Annotated in this window: 15 protein-coding genes; 10 read left to right on the top strand and 5 right to left on the bottom strand. The window is 55.3% G+C overall.

Annotation, left to right across the window (positions count from 1 at the left end; translation table 11 throughout):
- Nucleotides 1–55 precede the first annotated feature (55 nt).
- Entirely contained in the window at nt 56–1312 is a 1257-nt protein-coding gene (lysA, locus tag ACTJKZ_RS13270; RefSeq protein ID WP_440829704.1) for a diaminopimelate decarboxylase, read from the top strand.
- A 32-nt stretch (nt 1313–1344) separates the two neighbouring features.
- Here the strand turns inward: lysA and ACTJKZ_RS13265 are convergent, their stop codons facing one another.
- Nucleotides 1345–1653 (bottom strand): PTS lactose/cellobiose transporter subunit IIA, encoded by a 309-nt coding sequence (locus tag ACTJKZ_RS13265; RefSeq protein ID WP_222925029.1) that lies wholly within the window; start codon nt 1651–1653, stop codon nt 1345–1347.
- Nucleotides 1654–1831: 178 nt separating this feature from the next.
- Between ACTJKZ_RS13265 and ACTJKZ_RS13260 the strand changes: the two genes are divergently transcribed.
- The 5 genes from ACTJKZ_RS13260 (at nt 1832) to ACTJKZ_RS13240 (ending at nt 6257) form a co-directional block, all read left to right on the top strand.
- Entirely contained in the window at nt 1832–3181 is a 1350-nt protein-coding gene (locus ACTJKZ_RS13260; protein WP_161732874.1) for a PTS sugar transporter subunit IIC, read from the top strand.
- A complete protein-coding gene (locus ACTJKZ_RS13255) occupies nt 3178–4605 on the top strand; it encodes a glycoside hydrolase family 1 protein (RefSeq protein WP_253419927.1) in 1428 nt (475 codons plus the stop codon). The genes ACTJKZ_RS13260 and ACTJKZ_RS13255 overlap by 4 nt, the downstream gene beginning before the upstream one ends.
- A gap of 15 nt (nt 4606–4620) precedes the next feature.
- Nucleotides 4621–4938 (top strand): PTS sugar transporter subunit IIB, encoded by a 318-nt coding sequence (locus tag ACTJKZ_RS13250; RefSeq protein ID WP_010248665.1) that lies wholly within the window; start codon nt 4621–4623, stop codon nt 4936–4938.
- A gap of 96 nt (nt 4939–5034) precedes the next feature.
- Complete coding sequence (locus ACTJKZ_RS13245) at nt 5035–5808, top strand: FCD domain-containing protein (protein WP_010248663.1); 774 nt, start codon at nt 5035–5037, stop codon at nt 5806–5808.
- Nucleotides 5805–6257 carry a GNAT family N-acetyltransferase gene (locus ACTJKZ_RS13240; RefSeq protein ID WP_222925031.1) on the top strand — a complete coding sequence of 151 codons (453 nt, stop codon included), beginning with the start codon at nt 5805–5807 and terminating at the stop codon, nt 6255–6257. The genes ACTJKZ_RS13245 and ACTJKZ_RS13240 overlap by 4 nt, the downstream gene beginning before the upstream one ends.
- Before the next feature lie 40 nt (nt 6258–6297).
- On the opposite strand, the gene ACTJKZ_RS13235 is transcribed toward ACTJKZ_RS13240, so the two are convergent.
- The 4 genes from ACTJKZ_RS13235 to mutH form a co-directional block, all read right to left on the bottom strand.
- On the bottom strand, nt 6298–7338 hold the full coding sequence (locus tag ACTJKZ_RS13235) for an NADP(H)-dependent aldo-keto reductase (RefSeq protein WP_161732868.1): 1041 nt from the start codon (nt 7336–7338) through the stop codon (nt 6298–6300).
- Nucleotides 7339–7477: 139 nt separating this feature from the next.
- A complete protein-coding gene (locus ACTJKZ_RS13230; RefSeq protein WP_150014112.1) occupies nt 7478–7696 on the bottom strand; it encodes a YgdI/YgdR family lipoprotein in 219 nt (72 codons plus the stop codon).
- Nucleotides 7697–7814: 118 nt separating this feature from the next.
- Nucleotides 7815–8525 carry a TerC family protein gene (locus ACTJKZ_RS13225; protein WP_003853954.1) on the bottom strand — a complete coding sequence of 237 codons (711 nt, stop codon included), beginning with the start codon at nt 8523–8525 and terminating at the stop codon, nt 7815–7817.
- Between the two features lie 100 nt (nt 8526–8625).
- Nucleotides 8626–9303 (bottom strand): DNA mismatch repair endonuclease MutH, encoded by a 678-nt coding sequence (gene mutH, locus ACTJKZ_RS13220; RefSeq protein ID WP_110330840.1) that lies wholly within the window; start codon nt 9301–9303, stop codon nt 8626–8628.
- 684 nt (nt 9304–9987) lie between these two features.
- On the opposite strand from mutH, the gene rppH reads away from it, so the two are divergent.
- The 4 genes from rppH to thyA all read left to right on the top strand — a co-directional run bounded on the left by rppH (nt 9988) and on the right by thyA (nt 14580).
- Nucleotides 9988–10515 carry an RNA pyrophosphohydrolase gene (gene rppH / locus ACTJKZ_RS13215; RefSeq protein WP_009087042.1) on the top strand — a complete coding sequence of 176 codons (528 nt, stop codon included), beginning with the start codon at nt 9988–9990 and terminating at the stop codon, nt 10513–10515.
- A gap of 12 nt (nt 10516–10527) precedes the next feature.
- Nucleotides 10528–12774 carry a phosphoenolpyruvate--protein phosphotransferase gene (gene ptsP / locus ACTJKZ_RS13210; protein ID WP_161732866.1) on the top strand — a complete coding sequence of 749 codons (2247 nt, stop codon included), beginning with the start codon at nt 10528–10530 and terminating at the stop codon, nt 12772–12774.
- Between the two features lie 133 nt (nt 12775–12907).
- On the top strand, nt 12908–13789 hold the full coding sequence (lgt, locus tag ACTJKZ_RS13205) for a prolipoprotein diacylglyceryl transferase (RefSeq protein ID WP_033733822.1): 882 nt from the start codon (nt 12908–12910) through the stop codon (nt 13787–13789).
- Nucleotides 13786–14580, top strand: a complete 795-nt coding sequence (gene thyA, locus ACTJKZ_RS13200; RefSeq protein ID WP_161732864.1) for a thymidylate synthase — start codon at nt 13786–13788, stop codon at nt 14578–14580. The genes lgt and thyA overlap by 4 nt, the downstream gene beginning before the upstream one ends.
- Nucleotides 14581–14671: the final 91 nt, after the last annotated feature.

Raw genomic sequence — 14671 nt, 5'->3', positions numbered from 1 at the left:
TTTTCGCTATGGCATGATTCTGGCTTAATGCGGTTATTGCCACAGGAGAATTGCTATGCCACGTTCCTTACAGAGTACCGACACCGCCCTCAACGCCGCTAACCTGCTGCCGCTGGCACGCCGTTATGCCGGGCCATTCTGGGCTTATGATGCGCAGATTATTCAGGCGCGTATTGCCCAGCTGCAGGCGTTTGATGTGGTGCGTTTTGCGCAGAAAGCCTGTTCAAATATTCATATCCTGCGCCTGATGCGCGCAGCGGGTGTGAAAGTGGACTCGGTATCGCTGGGTGAGATCGAACGTGCGCTGGCTGCGGGCTACCAGCCTGGTGGTGATGAGATCGTCTTTACCGCGGATCTGTTCGATCAGCCAACGCTGGCGCGGGTGACCGCGATAAAGGTGCCGGTCAATGCCGGATCGATCGATATGCTGCATCAGCTCGGCGCGGTCTCACCGGGACACGCGGTGTGGCTGCGGGTTAATCCAGGCTTCGGTCACGGCCATAGCCAGAAAACCAATACCGGCGGCGAAAACAGCAAGCACGGTATCTGGCACGGCGATTTAGCCGAGGCGCTGGCAGCGATTCAGCAGCACGGCCTGAAGCTGGTGGGCATTCATATGCATATCGGCTCAGGCGTCGATTATGCGCATCTGCAGCAGGTCTGTGATGCGATGGTCGAACTGGTGATGGCGTCAGGTCAGGATCTGACGGCGATCTCTGCGGGCGGCGGCCTCTCTGTGCCTTATCGCTATGGCGAAGAGGCGATCGATACCGATCACTATTTTGGCCTGTGGGATGCAGCACGGCAGCGTATCGCTCAGCATCTGGGTCACGCGATAAAGCTGGAGATTGAACCAGGCCGTTTCCTGGTGGCCGAGGCGGGTGTGCTGGTCTCTCAGGTTCGGGCAGTGAAGTCGATGGGCAGCCGTCACTTCGTGCTGGTCGATGCCGGTTTCAGTGACCTGATGCGCCCCTCAATGTATGGCAGCTATCACCATATCTCGCTGATGGGGGGCGATGAGCGGGCGATTGAGGAGCAGCAGACCATCGACACGGTGGTCGCGGGTCCGCTGTGCGAATCGGGTGATGTCTTTACCCAGCTGGAGGGCGGCATGGTCGAACCACGCGCGATTCCGGCGGCAAAGGTTGGCGATTACCTGGTGTTCCACGACACCGGAGCTTACGGTGCATCCATGTCCTCTAACTACAACAGCCGTCCGCTGATCCCGGAAGTGCTGTTTGAGCAGGGCCAGCCGCGGGAAATCCGCCGCGCGCAGACTATTGAGTCGCTACTGGCACTGGAAATCAGCTAATCACCTCGCTCAGGCGGCCGGCGCGCCGCCTGTCAGCTATAGATCTCTTTGCGCAGCATGACCAGCTCCTCTGCCAGCTCGCGGCACAGCATTGCATTCATCAGATGATCCTGCGCATGCACCAGAATCAGCGTGACCGGCAATTTTCCGCTTCCCTCATCTGCACTAATCAACGCGGTCTGAATTTTATGTGCCGCTTTTGCCGCGGTATCTGAAGCTGCCAGCGCTGCGTCAGCCCCGGTCCAGTCGCGTTTGCGCGCACACTGAATCGCCATCATCGCCGACGAACGGGCTTCCCCTGCATTGATCAGCAATTCCATCATGGTCTGTTCGTAATCCATAACGCCTCCGCTATTGGTATGCCAAATTGGCCGTTTTTATCATACTGGAATGCCAATAAGCGTTTCCGGGAGATCCGTCACAGAAAAAACCGAGGAGATTCGTCATTTTGGTATGCCACTAACAGGGAAGACCACGACGATTACAGGAATACCGATCTTACATCTCTGAGGGTTGATCATGTCTCTACAGGACCGCCTTATCGATTCCCTGGGCAGCTTTGCCACCCGCTTTAACAGTTATCGCTACATCATGGCGATTAAAGCCTCGTTCATTACCCTGATGCCGGTGATCATTGTTGGCGCCTTCTCGGTATTGATCTCTAACATGGTGCTGGACAGCAAAAATGGCCTTGCCAGCTTTGCCGCCCTGGCTTTTTTAGCTGATCTTAAGCCCATCACCAGCAGTATCAATTACGCCACGCTTAGCTTTCTTAACATTGGTGCGGTGTTCCTGATTGGTATTGAGCTTGGGCGCATCAACGGTATAAAAACGCTGTTTCCCGGCCTGCTGGCAATCATCTGCTTTGTATCCGTGACGCCGACCACCTTACAGATGATGGTCGATGGGCAGATGCACCTGGTTACCGACGTACTGGCCAAACAATTCTCCGATACCAAGAGCCTGTTTCTCGGCATGTTTATCGCCATTCTGTCCGTAGAGATTTACTGCCGCCTCGAACAGGTTGAACGGCTGAAAATCAAAATGCCCGACACGGTGCCGCCCAACGTGGCCGCCTCTTTCTCCGCGCTAATCCCCTCAATCATCACCGTAACGCTGATAGCGACCTTCGGCTTTATCTTCCATCGCGTCACCGGCATGTACCTTTACGACGCGGTATACCAGGTGGTGCAGCAGCCGCTGGAGTCGGTGGTGCAGAGCCTGTGGGGCATTCTGATTCTGATGTTCGTCGCCCAGTTGTTCTGGGTGATTGGTATTCACGGCAACCAGATGGTGAAACCGATCCGTGAGCCGCTGTTGCTGGGCGCGATTATGGTCAACATGACCGCTTTTGAGCAGGGGAAAGAGGCACCAAACATCATCACCATGCCGTTCTGGGATGTTTATATGAGCATCGGCGGTTCCGGCCTGACCATCGGGCTGCTCACCGCCGTGATGCTGGCGACGCGACGCAAAGAGATGCGTGAAATCGCCAAACTGTCGTTTGGGCCAGGCCTTTTCAATATCAACGAGCCGGTTATATTTGGTATGCCGATTATGCTTAATCCAATCCTGGCTATCCCTTTCATCATCACACCGCTAGTGACAGGTTCTATCGGTTACTTCGCTACGGTGATGGGATTTGCCGGGAAAGCCGTGGTGATGGTGCCCTGGACCACGCCTCCGATTATCAATGCCTGGCTGTCAACGGCCGGATCGATGGGTGCGGTGGTGACGCAGATCGTCTGCATTCTGGTATCAGTACTCATCTATCTGCCATTTGTGAAAGTCGCAGCCCGCCGCGCGGATGCAGCGGAAGCAAAGAACCTGCAACCGGAGCTGAATCCCAACCGAACGGAGGTGTTATGAGTCGTCAGACTGTCCACATACCTGAGAATTTCATTCTGGGGGCTGCTGCCTCCGCCTGGCAGACGGAAGGCTGGAGCGGAAAAAAAGCGGGGCAGGACTCCTGGCCTGACGCCTGGTATCAGCAGGATCGCCACGTCTGGCACAACGGCTACGGTCCGGCGGTTGCCACCGACTTTATTAACCGCTTTAGTGAGGATGTTGCGTTAATGAAGGCCAGCGGGCTGACCCACTACCGCACTTCGATCAACTGGTCGCGTTTCCTGATCGATTACGAAACCGCTACGGTCGATGAGGAATACGCGGCTTACTATGACCGGCTTATTGATGAAATGCAGTGCCAGGGCATTGAACTGATGCTCTGTCTGGAGCATTACGAGCTGCCCGCCACGCTGCTGGAGCAGTATGGCGGCTGGCAGTCAAAGCATGTCGTTGAACTGTTTATCCGCTATGTCGAACAGGTGTTTAAACGCTATGCCGGTCGGGTCACGCGCTGGTTTGTGTTTAACGAGCCGATTGTGGTGCAGACCCGCGTCTATCTCGACGCGCTGCGCTGGCCTTATGAGCAGAACACCCATAAATGGATGCAGTGGAACCACCACAAGAATCTTGCTACCGCCCGGGTAGTGCAGCTGTTCCGCGCGGCAGGCTATGCCGGTCGCATTGGTACCATACTCAATCCGGAAGTCACCTATCCGCGATCATCAGCCCCGCACGACCAGAAGGCGGCGCATATTTATGACCTGTTCTACAATCGGGTGTTTCTCGATCCCGCCATTAAAGGCGAGTATCCGGCGGAGCTGCTGGCGCTGCTTGATAAGCATCAGATTGAGTGGGAAACCACCCCGGAAGAGCTGGCGATTATTGCCGCCAATACCGTCGATGAGGTCGGGCTTAATCTCTACTATCCGCATCGCGTGAAGGCACCGTCCCGCGCCTGGCATCCCGAGACACCCTTTCATCCCGCCTGGTATTACGAACATTTTGAACTGCCGGGGCGGCGGATGAACCGTTCACGCGGCTGGGAAATTCAGCCTGAAATTATCTGGGATATGGCGCAGCGGATGCGCGATGAGTACGGCAATATCCCGTGGTTTGTGGCTGAAAGTGGTATGGGAATTGAGGACGAAACGCAGTTCAAAAATGCCGAAGGGGAGATTCAGGACGATTACCGCATCGCGTTTATCAGCGAGCACCTGCATCAGGCGATACGCGCCAGCCAGGCGGGGATTAACTGTCAGGGCTATATGCTGTGGGCGTTTACCGACAATGTCTCGCCAATGAATGCCTTTAAAAATCGCTATGGTCTTATCGAAATCGACTTAGATAAGCAGCGTCAGCGCCGTATGAAGAAATCTGCCCACTGGTTCCGTACGCTGTGCGACACGCAGCAATTCACCCTATGGCTTGATGATGAGCCGAAATAACGCGAGGAAACGCGCATGAAACGAATTGTTCTGGCCTGTGCTGCAGGCATGTCGACCTCAATGGTGGTGACGCGGATGGAAAAGGAGGCTGCCGCTCGCGGACTGGCATTTCAGATCTACGCTATTCCGGAGCAAAACCTGCGTGAAGAGCTGCAAAACTACGGCAACGAGGTGGTGGTCGTGCTGCTCGGGCCACAGGTGCGCTTCAAACTGGAAGAGAACAGAAAACTCACCGACAGCTATCAGTTGCCCATCGCGGTAATTGATACGGTTGCTTACGGCACGCTGAATGGTGCAAAGGTACTCGATCAGGCGCTGGCTTTGATACACTGAGCCCCAGTTTGCGAGCCAGCCTCTCCGGTTCGCGGGCATTGTCGCGCAGGGAACCGCGGCAATGCCGTTAGCGCATTGATTGCAAAGGGTGACAGTGTGGACAAAGCCGAAGCGCCGCAAGAAAAAAAGCAGTATCAGGAAATTGGTCAGCACCTGCGTCAGCAGATTTGTGACGGACACTATCCGGTGGGATCGCGCCTGCCGCCTGAACGTCAGCTGGCTGAAACCTGGGGCGTCAGCCGGACCATCGTGCGCGAGGCATTATTGATGCTGGAGCTGGAAGGTACGGTGGATATCCGCCAGAGCTCCGGCGTCTATGTGATGCGTATTCCTTCCGCCAGTGATGATGAAGAAGAGGCCTTCTTCCGCAGCGACGTTGGCCCGTTTGAAATGCTACAGGCACGTCAGTTGCTGGAGAGCAATATTGCAGCCTTTGCCGCAAAAATGGCGACCAAAGCGGACATCGAAAATCTGCGCCGAACGCTGGAACAGGAGCAGCGTGCTATCGCCGCCAACGATAGCAGTCAGGACAACGATAAGTTGTTTCATCTGCTGCTGGCGGGTGCCAGTCAGAACCAGATGCTGCTCGATACCGTCACCAGTATCTGGCGACATCATGACAGTAGCCCGCTCTGGCAGCAGCTGCGCCCGCAGTTTGAAACCCGCGCCTATCGCCTGAAATGGCTCGGCGATCACCAGACCATCCTGGCCGCTCTGCGTCGGCGTGATGTGATGGGGGCCTGGCAATCTACCTGGCAGCACCTCGAGAACGTCAAGAATACGCTGCTGGAGCTTTCCGACGCCGATGCGCCTGACTTTGATGGCTACCTGTTTGATTCAGTCCCGATCTTTCAGGGGAAACTGATGTGATTGAAATCGTCTCGCTCAGCGATGCCCCCCAATTTGCCGATCAGATCATCGACTGGCAGTGGCGCGCATTTGGTGAAACCACAAGCCGGGCGTTCTTTGCCAGTGTGGTGAACAGCAGCCTGACCGGTGCTGATTTTCCGGTGACGTTTGTCGCCGTGGAGGCGGGCAGGGCAATCGGCACGGTGGGATTCTGGCGTTGCGACCTGATCAGCCGTCAGGATCTTTTCCCCTGGCTGGCGGCGCTCTATGTTGATGAGTCGGTGCGCGGCAAAGGTGTCAGTGAGGCGCTGCAGCAGCATGTCATCGCCTATGCACAGGCGCAGGGCTATCCACGGTTGTGGTTGTGGTCAACGTTTGGGGGGTATTACGAACGGTCTGGCTGGCTGCCACAGGGCGAAGCGCTTGAGTATCCCGATAAGCCGGTAAAACTCTATTATCGCGACCTGTGAGAAAGGCCAGCCGCCACAGCGGCAGCTGGCAACAGAGTACTTATGGCGCAGGATAGGTGTAACGGCGGTGGATCGCCTCAATACCTTCCAGAATCTCTGCATTTAAGGTCAGATTGACGCTGTCGATATTAATCTGTAACTGCTCAAGCGTGGTGGCGCCCAGCAGCGTGCTGGCCACAAACGGCTGCTGACGCACATAGGCCAGGGCCATCTGCGACGGGTCGATCTGATGCTGCTGAGCCAACGCCACATATTCGGCAATCGCCTTCTGTGACTGCTCGCCGCTGTAGCGAGTAAAGCGGCTGAACAATGTGTTGCGTGCGCCCGCAGGCTGCGCGCCATTCAGGTATTTGCCGCTCAGCGTACCAAACGCCAGGCTTGAATATGCCAGCAGCTCTACGCCTTCATGCTGGCTGATTTCGGCCAGACCCACTTCAAAACTGCGGTTCAGCAGGCTGTAGGGATTCTGAATGCTGATAATGCGCGGCAGCTCATGCTTCTCTGCCAGTTGCAGATAGCGCATCACGCCCCACGCCGTTTCGTTCGACACGCCGATATAACGGATTTTGCCGGCGCGCACCTGCTCGGTCAGCGCTTCCAGCGTCTCCAGCAGCGTCACCTGCGCCGTGGTCTCGCTGTACTGATAGCCCAGCTTGCCAAAATAGTTGGTCTGGCGCTGTGGCCAGTGCAACTGGTAGAGATCAAGGTAGTCGGTGTTCAGGCGTTTCAGGCTGGCATCGAGTGCGGCGCGGATGTTTTTACGGTCAAGTGCCATATCCGGGCGAATTGAAGCATCATTGCCGCGTGACGGACCCGCCACTTTACTGGCCAGGATGATTTTGTCGCGGCTGCCGCGCTGTTTAAGCCAGCTGCCAATGTATTGTTCGGTCAGACCCTGAGTTTCCGGGCGCGGTGGCACCGGATACATCTCGGCAGTATCAATAAAGTTGATGCCGGAACGGATAGCCAAATCCAGTTGAGCATGGGCGTCGGCTTCACTGTTCTGTTCGCCAAACGTCATAGTGCCCAACCCCAGCTGACTCACTTCCAGCGTGCTGTGGGGAATACGATGATAGTGCATTGCCAGCTTCCTTTTTTTATGGAATGGAATGTTGTGTCCTCAGGGACTATAGCGCGAGCAACGGCGGGGAAGGAAGGGGGAAAAGTCGGGGAAATCGCCTGCCAGCGTGGAATCGATGGCAGGTGATTAAATCGGGCACTTAACGTTCAATGATCGTTGAGACCTCGTCGCTGTTAATCTGCACCTCGTGACCCGTCTGGTCGGTGTACTGCACCAGGCCGGTCTCTTTATCAATGCTCGGCTTACCTTCGGTCATGATCATCCGGCCATCTTTGGTCGCCATGACATAATCAGAGCTGCATCCACTCAGGAACGCTGCGGTTACCATCACCATTGCTACGCCTGCCCACCCTTTCATCTCGCCTCTTCCTCACAAATCGTTAAGTGCAAAAAGTGTAGTAATAAATGGTTTTGCCGGCAGGGTTAATCGTAGGATTCTGAAAATAACCGGGCGAGCAGGCTCGCCCTTGACTTTATCAGGCGTGCTTTTTCTTGCTGCGCATCAGGTTAAGGCACTCAACCGCCATGGAGAAGAACATAGCAAAATAAATGTAACCTTTTGGTACGTGAACCGCGAAACTCTCCAGAATCAGGGTAAAACCGACCAGAATCAGGAAGGAGAGGGCCAGCATTTTGACTGACGGATGGCGTTCAACAAACTCACCAATGGCGCGTGCGGCAAACATCATCATCAGCACTGCAATGACCACTGCCGCCATCATAATAAACAGATGATCAGAGAGGCCGATGGCGGTAATCACGGAGTCAAGGCTGAAAATAATGTCGAGCATCATGATCTGCACTATGGCACCAAGGAACGAATGAACGCGGGTGTTGTGCTCGCCTTCACTGCCTTCAATCGTTTCATGGATCTCCATGCTCGATTTCCACAACAGGAACAGACCGCCAAACAGCAGAATCAGATCGCGCGCCGAGAATGCATGATCCATCAGCGTAAACAGCGGATTAGTCAGACGGGCGACCCACGCGATGGAAGCCAGCAGGCCAAGACGCATCAGCATCGCGCCCATCAGACCAATGCGGCGTGCACTGGCTTGCTGGTGTTTTGGCAGCTTAGCGACCACCAGCGACAGGAAAATGATGTTATCAATACCCAGCACCACCTCAAGGATGGTCAGGGTGCCCAGCGCCAGCCAGGCGTTGGGATCGGAAATCCACTCAAACATACCGGCATTCAATCCTAAACGAAAAGTAAACGGCGATTATACGCATTGAATTCGCCAATCTCCCACAAAATTGCGACATTGGTCGCGCAGGAGACGCGATTTACAGGAGAAAATGGCGCGCCAGCAGGGGACCGGTGAAGCTCTTCTTCAGGTAGAAGCCGCGCGGCAGAGTCATAATGGGCTGGCCCTGATCGCCGATTCCCTCGGTCAGTGCCTTGCTATTGGCGGCTTTGGGCCGGATTTGCAGCCAGGCACCATGCCGTGCGGTAATCTGCTCAACGCGCCCCAGCACGATCATATCCATCAGTTCCTCCCAGTCCTGTCGCAACATCTCATCTTCTTCCGCATTCGGGCTCCACAACAGTGGCGCGCCGACACGGCGTTCCCGCAGCGGAATCTCACGCCCACCTTCAACCGGGATCCACAACACCCGCGCCAGCTTGTGACGCACATGGCTGGTAAGCCAGGTTACGCCGCTGTTACCGGTCAGCGGTGCGACACAGACAAAGGTGGTTTCCAGCGGTTTACCCTGTGCATCAATCGGGATGGTTTTCAGTTCGATACCCAGATGGGCAAAGTCCTGTTCCGCTTTGCTGCCCGCGCTCGCCCCAAGGTGCCACTCTAGCAGCATGCCGACCCAGCCTTTATCGCGTTTAAGATCCGCAGGCATGGGCAGGCCGGCACGTGCAGCCAGCGTTTCCATAGGTAATCCGGCTAAATCCTGCGCGCGTGCCAGCAGGCTGGCTTCATCTTCGGGTGGTCCTGGTGGATAACGCATGTTGATAACTCATAATGATTAAAATGTGTACAGGTGCGGATAAGTAAGTTGTCCCGCTAAAATAAATCGTGTCCGGGCTCGATAATAACATGATAGATCATGCTTTTTTGAGTGGATTGCCCTCGTGCTATCTGCAGTGGGTCAGGGTTATCCCAGCTTACCCGCAATAATGAACAGGATCTCCAGTCCGGTTATCCACAGAAAAGTGGGATAACCCCCTTATCTTTGCGGTACTGGTTCCATTTACAGCCTTGACTTTTCGCCATTTGAACAGAATTTCACCGGTCTGACCTAACCCTGAGCGATTATCTGTGGATAAAAAGCACTGTGATTATAATTTAACCAATTGTCAGTGGGCGTAAAAATATTCGCTGTTTATAAAAAGCCAATGAAGCGTGATTCTGCATTAATTTCATTTTTAATCAGTCAGATAAGGAATTAACTCTTTTCGGTATTCCCAGGTGTGATAGCAGGGTTATTCAGTTAACTCCCGCGTTCTGCACAAAGCTATCCACAGAAAAGGTGAATAAGATCGAGCTTTTTTGCAGTCTTTGTTTATAACTATGCCCTTTTCTGTGAGTTATCCCGCTATTGATGCCTCAACCCCCCATGAATCCAGTGGTTTACCGCCTGTAAGGAGTGTGAAACAATCAGGCCATTCAAATTTTGCTTTGAGGTAGTCCGGTGATCGATGATGATGGCTACCGCCCGAATGTTGGTATCGTAATCTGTAACCGGCAGGGACAAGTATTATGGGCCAGGCGCTTTGGACAGCACTCCTGGCAATTTCCTCAGGGAGGCATCAATCCCGGTGAAACCGCAGAACAGGCGATGTATCGCGAACTGTTCGAAGAGGTTGGATTACACCGGAAAGATGTTCGAATACTTGCCTCTACCCGTAACTGGTTACGTTACAAGTTGCCAAAACGTTTGGTGCGTTGGGACACAAAGCCGGTATGTATCGGCCAGAAACAAAAGTGGTTTCTTCTGCAGTTAATGTGTAATGACGCGGATATCAATGTGCAGCACAGCAGCACGCCGGAATTTGACGGCTGGCGCTGGGTCAGTTTCTGGTATCCGGTGCGTCAGGTTGTCTCCTTTAAGCGCGACGTCTATCGTCGGGTAATGAAGGAATTCGCTGGCGTGGTGATGTCTATGCAGGAGAGTGCGGGGCAGCGAAATAATCCTGCCCATCGACGTAAGAGAGGTTAGGCCACGCCCTTTATGCTCACTCAGTTGCGCGAAATTGTAGAAAAAGTGGCGAGTGCGCCGCGTCTCAATGAAGCACTCGACATCCTGGTCAATGAAATCTGTCTGGCGATGGATACGGAAGTCTGTTCCGTTTACCTCGCCGACCACGATCGTCGCTGCTATTACCTGATGGCGACGCGCGGCCTCAAAAAACCGCGTGGCCGCACCGTGACGCTGGCGTTTGACGAAGGTATCGTCGGTTTAGTGGGCCGTCTGGCCGAACCGATTAACCTTGCTGACGCCCAGAGTCACCCCAGCTTTAAATATATCCCCGCAGTCAAAGAGGAGCGCTATCGCTCCTTCCTCGGCGTGCCCATTATCAGCCGTCGTCAACTTCTTGGCGTGCTGGTGGTGCAGCAGCGCGAACATCGTCAGTTTGATGAAAGCGAAGAGTCATTCCTGGTTACGCTCGCCACTCAGATGGCGGCGCTGCTGTCGCAGTCTCAGATGGGGCAGCTATTTGGTCAGTTCCGGCAGACACGGGTGCGCGCTATTGCGGCAGCGCCTGGCGTAGCGGTGGCACCCGGCTGGGTCGATGAGACGCAGCCTCTGCTCGATCAGGTTTCAGCCGCCTCAACGCTGGATGTGCAGCGTGAACGTGAGCGTCTGTCGCTTGCCATGAGCGAAGCAACCAATGAATTTCGCCGTTTCAGCAAACGTTTCAGCGCCAGCGCACAGAAAGAGAGCGCGGCCATTTTCGATCTCTACTCTCACCTGTTAACCGATGCCCGGCTGAAGAAAGATCTGTTCGACGAGATCGAGCACGGATCGGTCGCGGAGTGGGCCGTGAAACAGGTGATCGAGAAGTTTGCTGAACAGTTCGCCAGCCTGACTGACAACTATCTGCGTGAACGCGCAGGCGATCTGCGGGTGCTGGGCCAGCGTCTGCTGTTTCACCTCGATGATACCCTGGTCGGCACCAATGCCTGGCCGGAACGCTTTGTGCTGGTCGCCGACGAGCTGACCGCCACCAGCTTAGCGGAGTTGCCGCAGGAGCGGCTGGCGGGTGTGGTAGTGCGTGACGGCGCGGCTAACTCCCACGCGGCGATCCTGACCCGCGCCATGGGCATTCCGACGGTAATGGGCGCTGACATCCAGCCCCATCAGCTCAACAAACGCCTGCTGATTGTTGATGGCTATCGCGGTGAGCTACTGATCGATCCCGAGCCGGTGCTGGTGCAGGAGTATCAGCGGCTAATCAGCGAAGAGAACGCGCTGAGCAAAATGGCGGAAGGCGTGGTCGATCAGCCGGGTGAGCTGAAAAGTGGCGAACGTATTCAGGTGATGCTGAATGCCGGATTAAGCCCGGAACATGAACAGGCGCTGGGCAGTTGGGTCGATGGCATCGGCCTCTACCGCACCGAAATCCCGTTTATGCTGCAGAATGGCTTCCCGTCGGAAGAGGAGCAGGTAGCGCAGTATCAGGGCATGTTGCAGCTGTTCCACAACAAGCCGGTAACGCTGCGAACACTGGATGTGGGAGCAGACAAACAGCTGCCTTACATGCCGATCAGTGAAGAGAATCCCTGCCTGGGCTGGCGCGGCATCCGCCTGACGCTCGACCAGCCGGAAATTTTCCTGGTGCAGGTGCGCGCGATGCTGCGCGCCAATGCCGCCTCCGGCAACCTCAGTATCCTGCTGCCGATGATCAGTCATATCGACGAGATCGACGACGCAAAACAGCTGATTGAGCGCGCCGGACGCGAAGTGGAAGAGATGCTGGGCTATACGATTCCCGCGCCGCGTATTGGCATCATGATCGAAGTGCCGTCAATGCTGTTTATGATCCCGCATCTGGCGTCACGGGTCGATTTTGTCTCGGTCGGCACCAACGACCTGACGCAGTATCTGCTGGCGGTGGATCGTAACAACACCCGCGTCGCGAACCTGTACGACTCGCTGCATCCGGCGATGCTGCGCGCACTGAATGCGATCGCGCAGGAAGCCCGCCTGGCCAATCTGGAATTGTGCCTGTGTGGTGAAATGGCGGGCGATCCGATGTGCGTCGCGCTGCTGGTCGGCCTGGGGTATCACCATCTCAGCATGAACGGTAAAAACGTACCGCGCGTGAAGTATCTGTTGCGTCATCTGGATCACGAAGAGGTGCAGAAGCTCAGCGAGCAGGGGATGAATGCCGACACCGCCACCGAAGTTCGCCATCTGGTCTCGGCCTTTATGGAACGGCGCGGGCTGGGTGGATTGATTCGCGGCGGTCGCTAACTACGAAGCCAGGCGGGTTATCCGCGTTTACATTTGCAAGACAATTCACAAAACCGGCTGTGCTATGATGCGCAGCCTTAATTTATGTGCCTGACAACGCCCCTTTTCAGGGTTGAAAAATAGACGGTGAATGATGAATAACGGCTATATTGCATTTCCGCAGTTCGATCCGGTGATCTTCTCGATCGGACCGGTTTCGCTTCACTGGTACGGTCTGATGTATCTGGTGGGCTTTGTTTTCGCCATGTGGCTGGCAGTACGCCGCGCCAATCAGCCAGGCAGCGGCTGGAAAAAAGAGGAAGTTGAGAACCTGTTGTACGCCGGTTTCCTGGGCGTCTTCCTGGGCGGGCGTATCGGCTATGTCCTGTTCTACAACTTACCGCTGTTCCTTGAAAATCCTCTCTATCTGTTCAAAGTCTGGGATGGCGGCATGTCGTTCCACGGTGGCCTGATCGGAGTGATTGTGGTGATGCTGATCTTTGCCCGCCGCACTAAACGTAATTTTTTCCAGGTTTCGGATTTCATTGCGCCGCTGATCCCGTTTGGTCTGGGTGCCGGTCGTCTTGGCAACTTCATTAACGGCGAGCTGTGGGGACGTGTCGATCCGGGCTTCCGCTACGCCATGCTATTCCCGGGTTCACGCAGCGAAGATGTTGCGCTGGCCGCCACCAATCCACAATATCAGGAACTGCTTAACACCTACGGCGTACTGCCACGTCATGCTTCGCAGCTCTATGAACTGGCGCTTGAAGGTGTGGTGCTGTTTATCATTCTGAACCTGTTTATTCGCAAGCCGCGCCCGATGGGCAGCGTCTCAGGCCTGTTCCTGATTGGCTACGGTGCCTTCCGTATAATCGTTGAGTTCTTCCGCCAGCCGGATGCCCAGCTTGGCCTGTTTGAAGGCGGAATCAGTATGGGGCAGATCCTTTCTGTGCCGATGATTGTTGCCGGTATTATTATGATGATCTGGGCGTATCGTCGTCGCCCGCAGCCACAATTTCGCGAGGAAAAATGAAACAGTATCTGGATTTAATGCAACATGTGCTGCAGGAAGGCACACCAAAATCTGACCGTACCGGCACCGGTACGCTTTCAATTTTTGGTCACCAGATGCGTTTCAATCTGCAGGATGGTTTTCCGCTGGTCACCACCAAGAAATGCCATATCCGCTCCATTATTCATGAGCTGCTGTGGTTCCTGAAAGGTGACACCAACATCGGTTATCTTAAGGAAAACAACGTCTCCATCTGGGACGAGTGGGCAGATGAGAATGGCGACCTTGGCCCGGTGTATGGCAAACAGTGGCGCAGCTGGGGAACGTCCAGCGGTCAGGAAATTGACCAGTTAAGCCAGGTGATGGAGCAGCTGAAGCGCGATCCTGACTCACGCCGGATTATTGTTTCTGCCTGGAACGTCGGCGAACTCAGCGAGATGGCGCTGGCCCCCTGCCACGCGTTCTTCCAGTTCTACGTAGCGGACGGCAAGCTCTCCTGCCAGCTTTATCAGCGCTCGTGCGACATCTTCCTGGGCCTGCCGTTTAACATCGCCAGCTATGCGCTGCTGGTGCATATGGTGGCGCAGCAGTGCGATCTGCAGGTAGGCGACTTCGTCTGGACCGGCGGTGACACGCACCTCTACAGCAATCATCTGGAGCAGGCGCGCCTGCAGCTGACCCGCGAGCCGCGTCCGCTGCCAAAGCTTAAGATCAAACGCAAACCAGCGTCACTGTTTGACTATCAGTTCGACGATTTCGAGATTGAAGGCTACGATCCGCATCCCGCGATCAAAGCGCCTGTCGCCATCTGATCCGCAGTAAACGATAACGCCCTGGCAACTTCGCCGGGGCTTTTTTTTGCCTGCAAACCGGTAAATTTGCGGCACCGCTCGCACGCTTCTG

This window comes from Pantoea sp. 22096 (genome assembly GCF_052045955.1).
GTDB lineage: Bacteria > Pseudomonadota > Gammaproteobacteria > Enterobacterales > Enterobacteriaceae > Pantoea > Pantoea alfalfae.
The sequence above is the reverse complement of the archived record's forward strand: the minus strand, read 5'-3'. Positions and strand labels throughout refer to the sequence as shown.

Bases quoted from the DNA above. Each gene is read 5' to 3' on its own strand.
- ptsP (WP_161732866.1), top strand. From the start codon at position 10,528: ATGCTCACTCAGTTGCGCGAAATTGTAGAAAAAGTGGCGAGTGCGCCG.
- lysA (WP_440829704.1), top strand. From the start codon at position 56: ATGCCACGTTCCTTACAGAGTACCGACACCGCCCTCAACGCCGCTAAC.
- ACTJKZ_RS13265 (WP_222925029.1), bottom strand. From the start codon at position 1,653: ATGGATTACGAACAGACCATGATGGAATTGCTGATCAATGCAGGGGAA.
- ACTJKZ_RS13225 (WP_003853954.1), bottom strand. From the start codon at position 8,525: ATGTTTGAGTGGATTTCCGATCCCAACGCCTGGCTGGCGCTGGGCACC.
- lgt (WP_033733822.1), top strand. From the start codon at position 12,908: ATGAATAACGGCTATATTGCATTTCCGCAGTTCGATCCGGTGATCTTC.
- ACTJKZ_RS13255 (WP_253419927.1), top strand. From the start codon at position 3,178: ATGAGTCGTCAGACTGTCCACATACCTGAGAATTTCATTCTGGGGGCT.
- ACTJKZ_RS13250 (WP_010248665.1), top strand. From the start codon at position 4,621: ATGAAACGAATTGTTCTGGCCTGTGCTGCAGGCATGTCGACCTCAATG.
- ACTJKZ_RS13230 (WP_150014112.1), bottom strand. From the start codon at position 7,696: ATGAAAGGGTGGGCAGGCGTAGCAATGGTGATGGTAACCGCAGCGTTC.
- thyA (WP_161732864.1), top strand. From the start codon at position 13,786: ATGAAACAGTATCTGGATTTAATGCAACATGTGCTGCAGGAAGGCACA.
- ACTJKZ_RS13260 (WP_161732874.1), top strand. From the start codon at position 1,832: ATGTCTCTACAGGACCGCCTTATCGATTCCCTGGGCAGCTTTGCCACC.
- mutH (WP_110330840.1), bottom strand. From the start codon at position 9,303: ATGCGTTATCCACCAGGACCACCCGAAGATGAAGCCAGCCTGCTGGCA.
- ACTJKZ_RS13235 (WP_161732868.1), bottom strand. From the start codon at position 7,338: ATGCACTATCATCGTATTCCCCACAGCACGCTGGAAGTGAGTCAGCTG.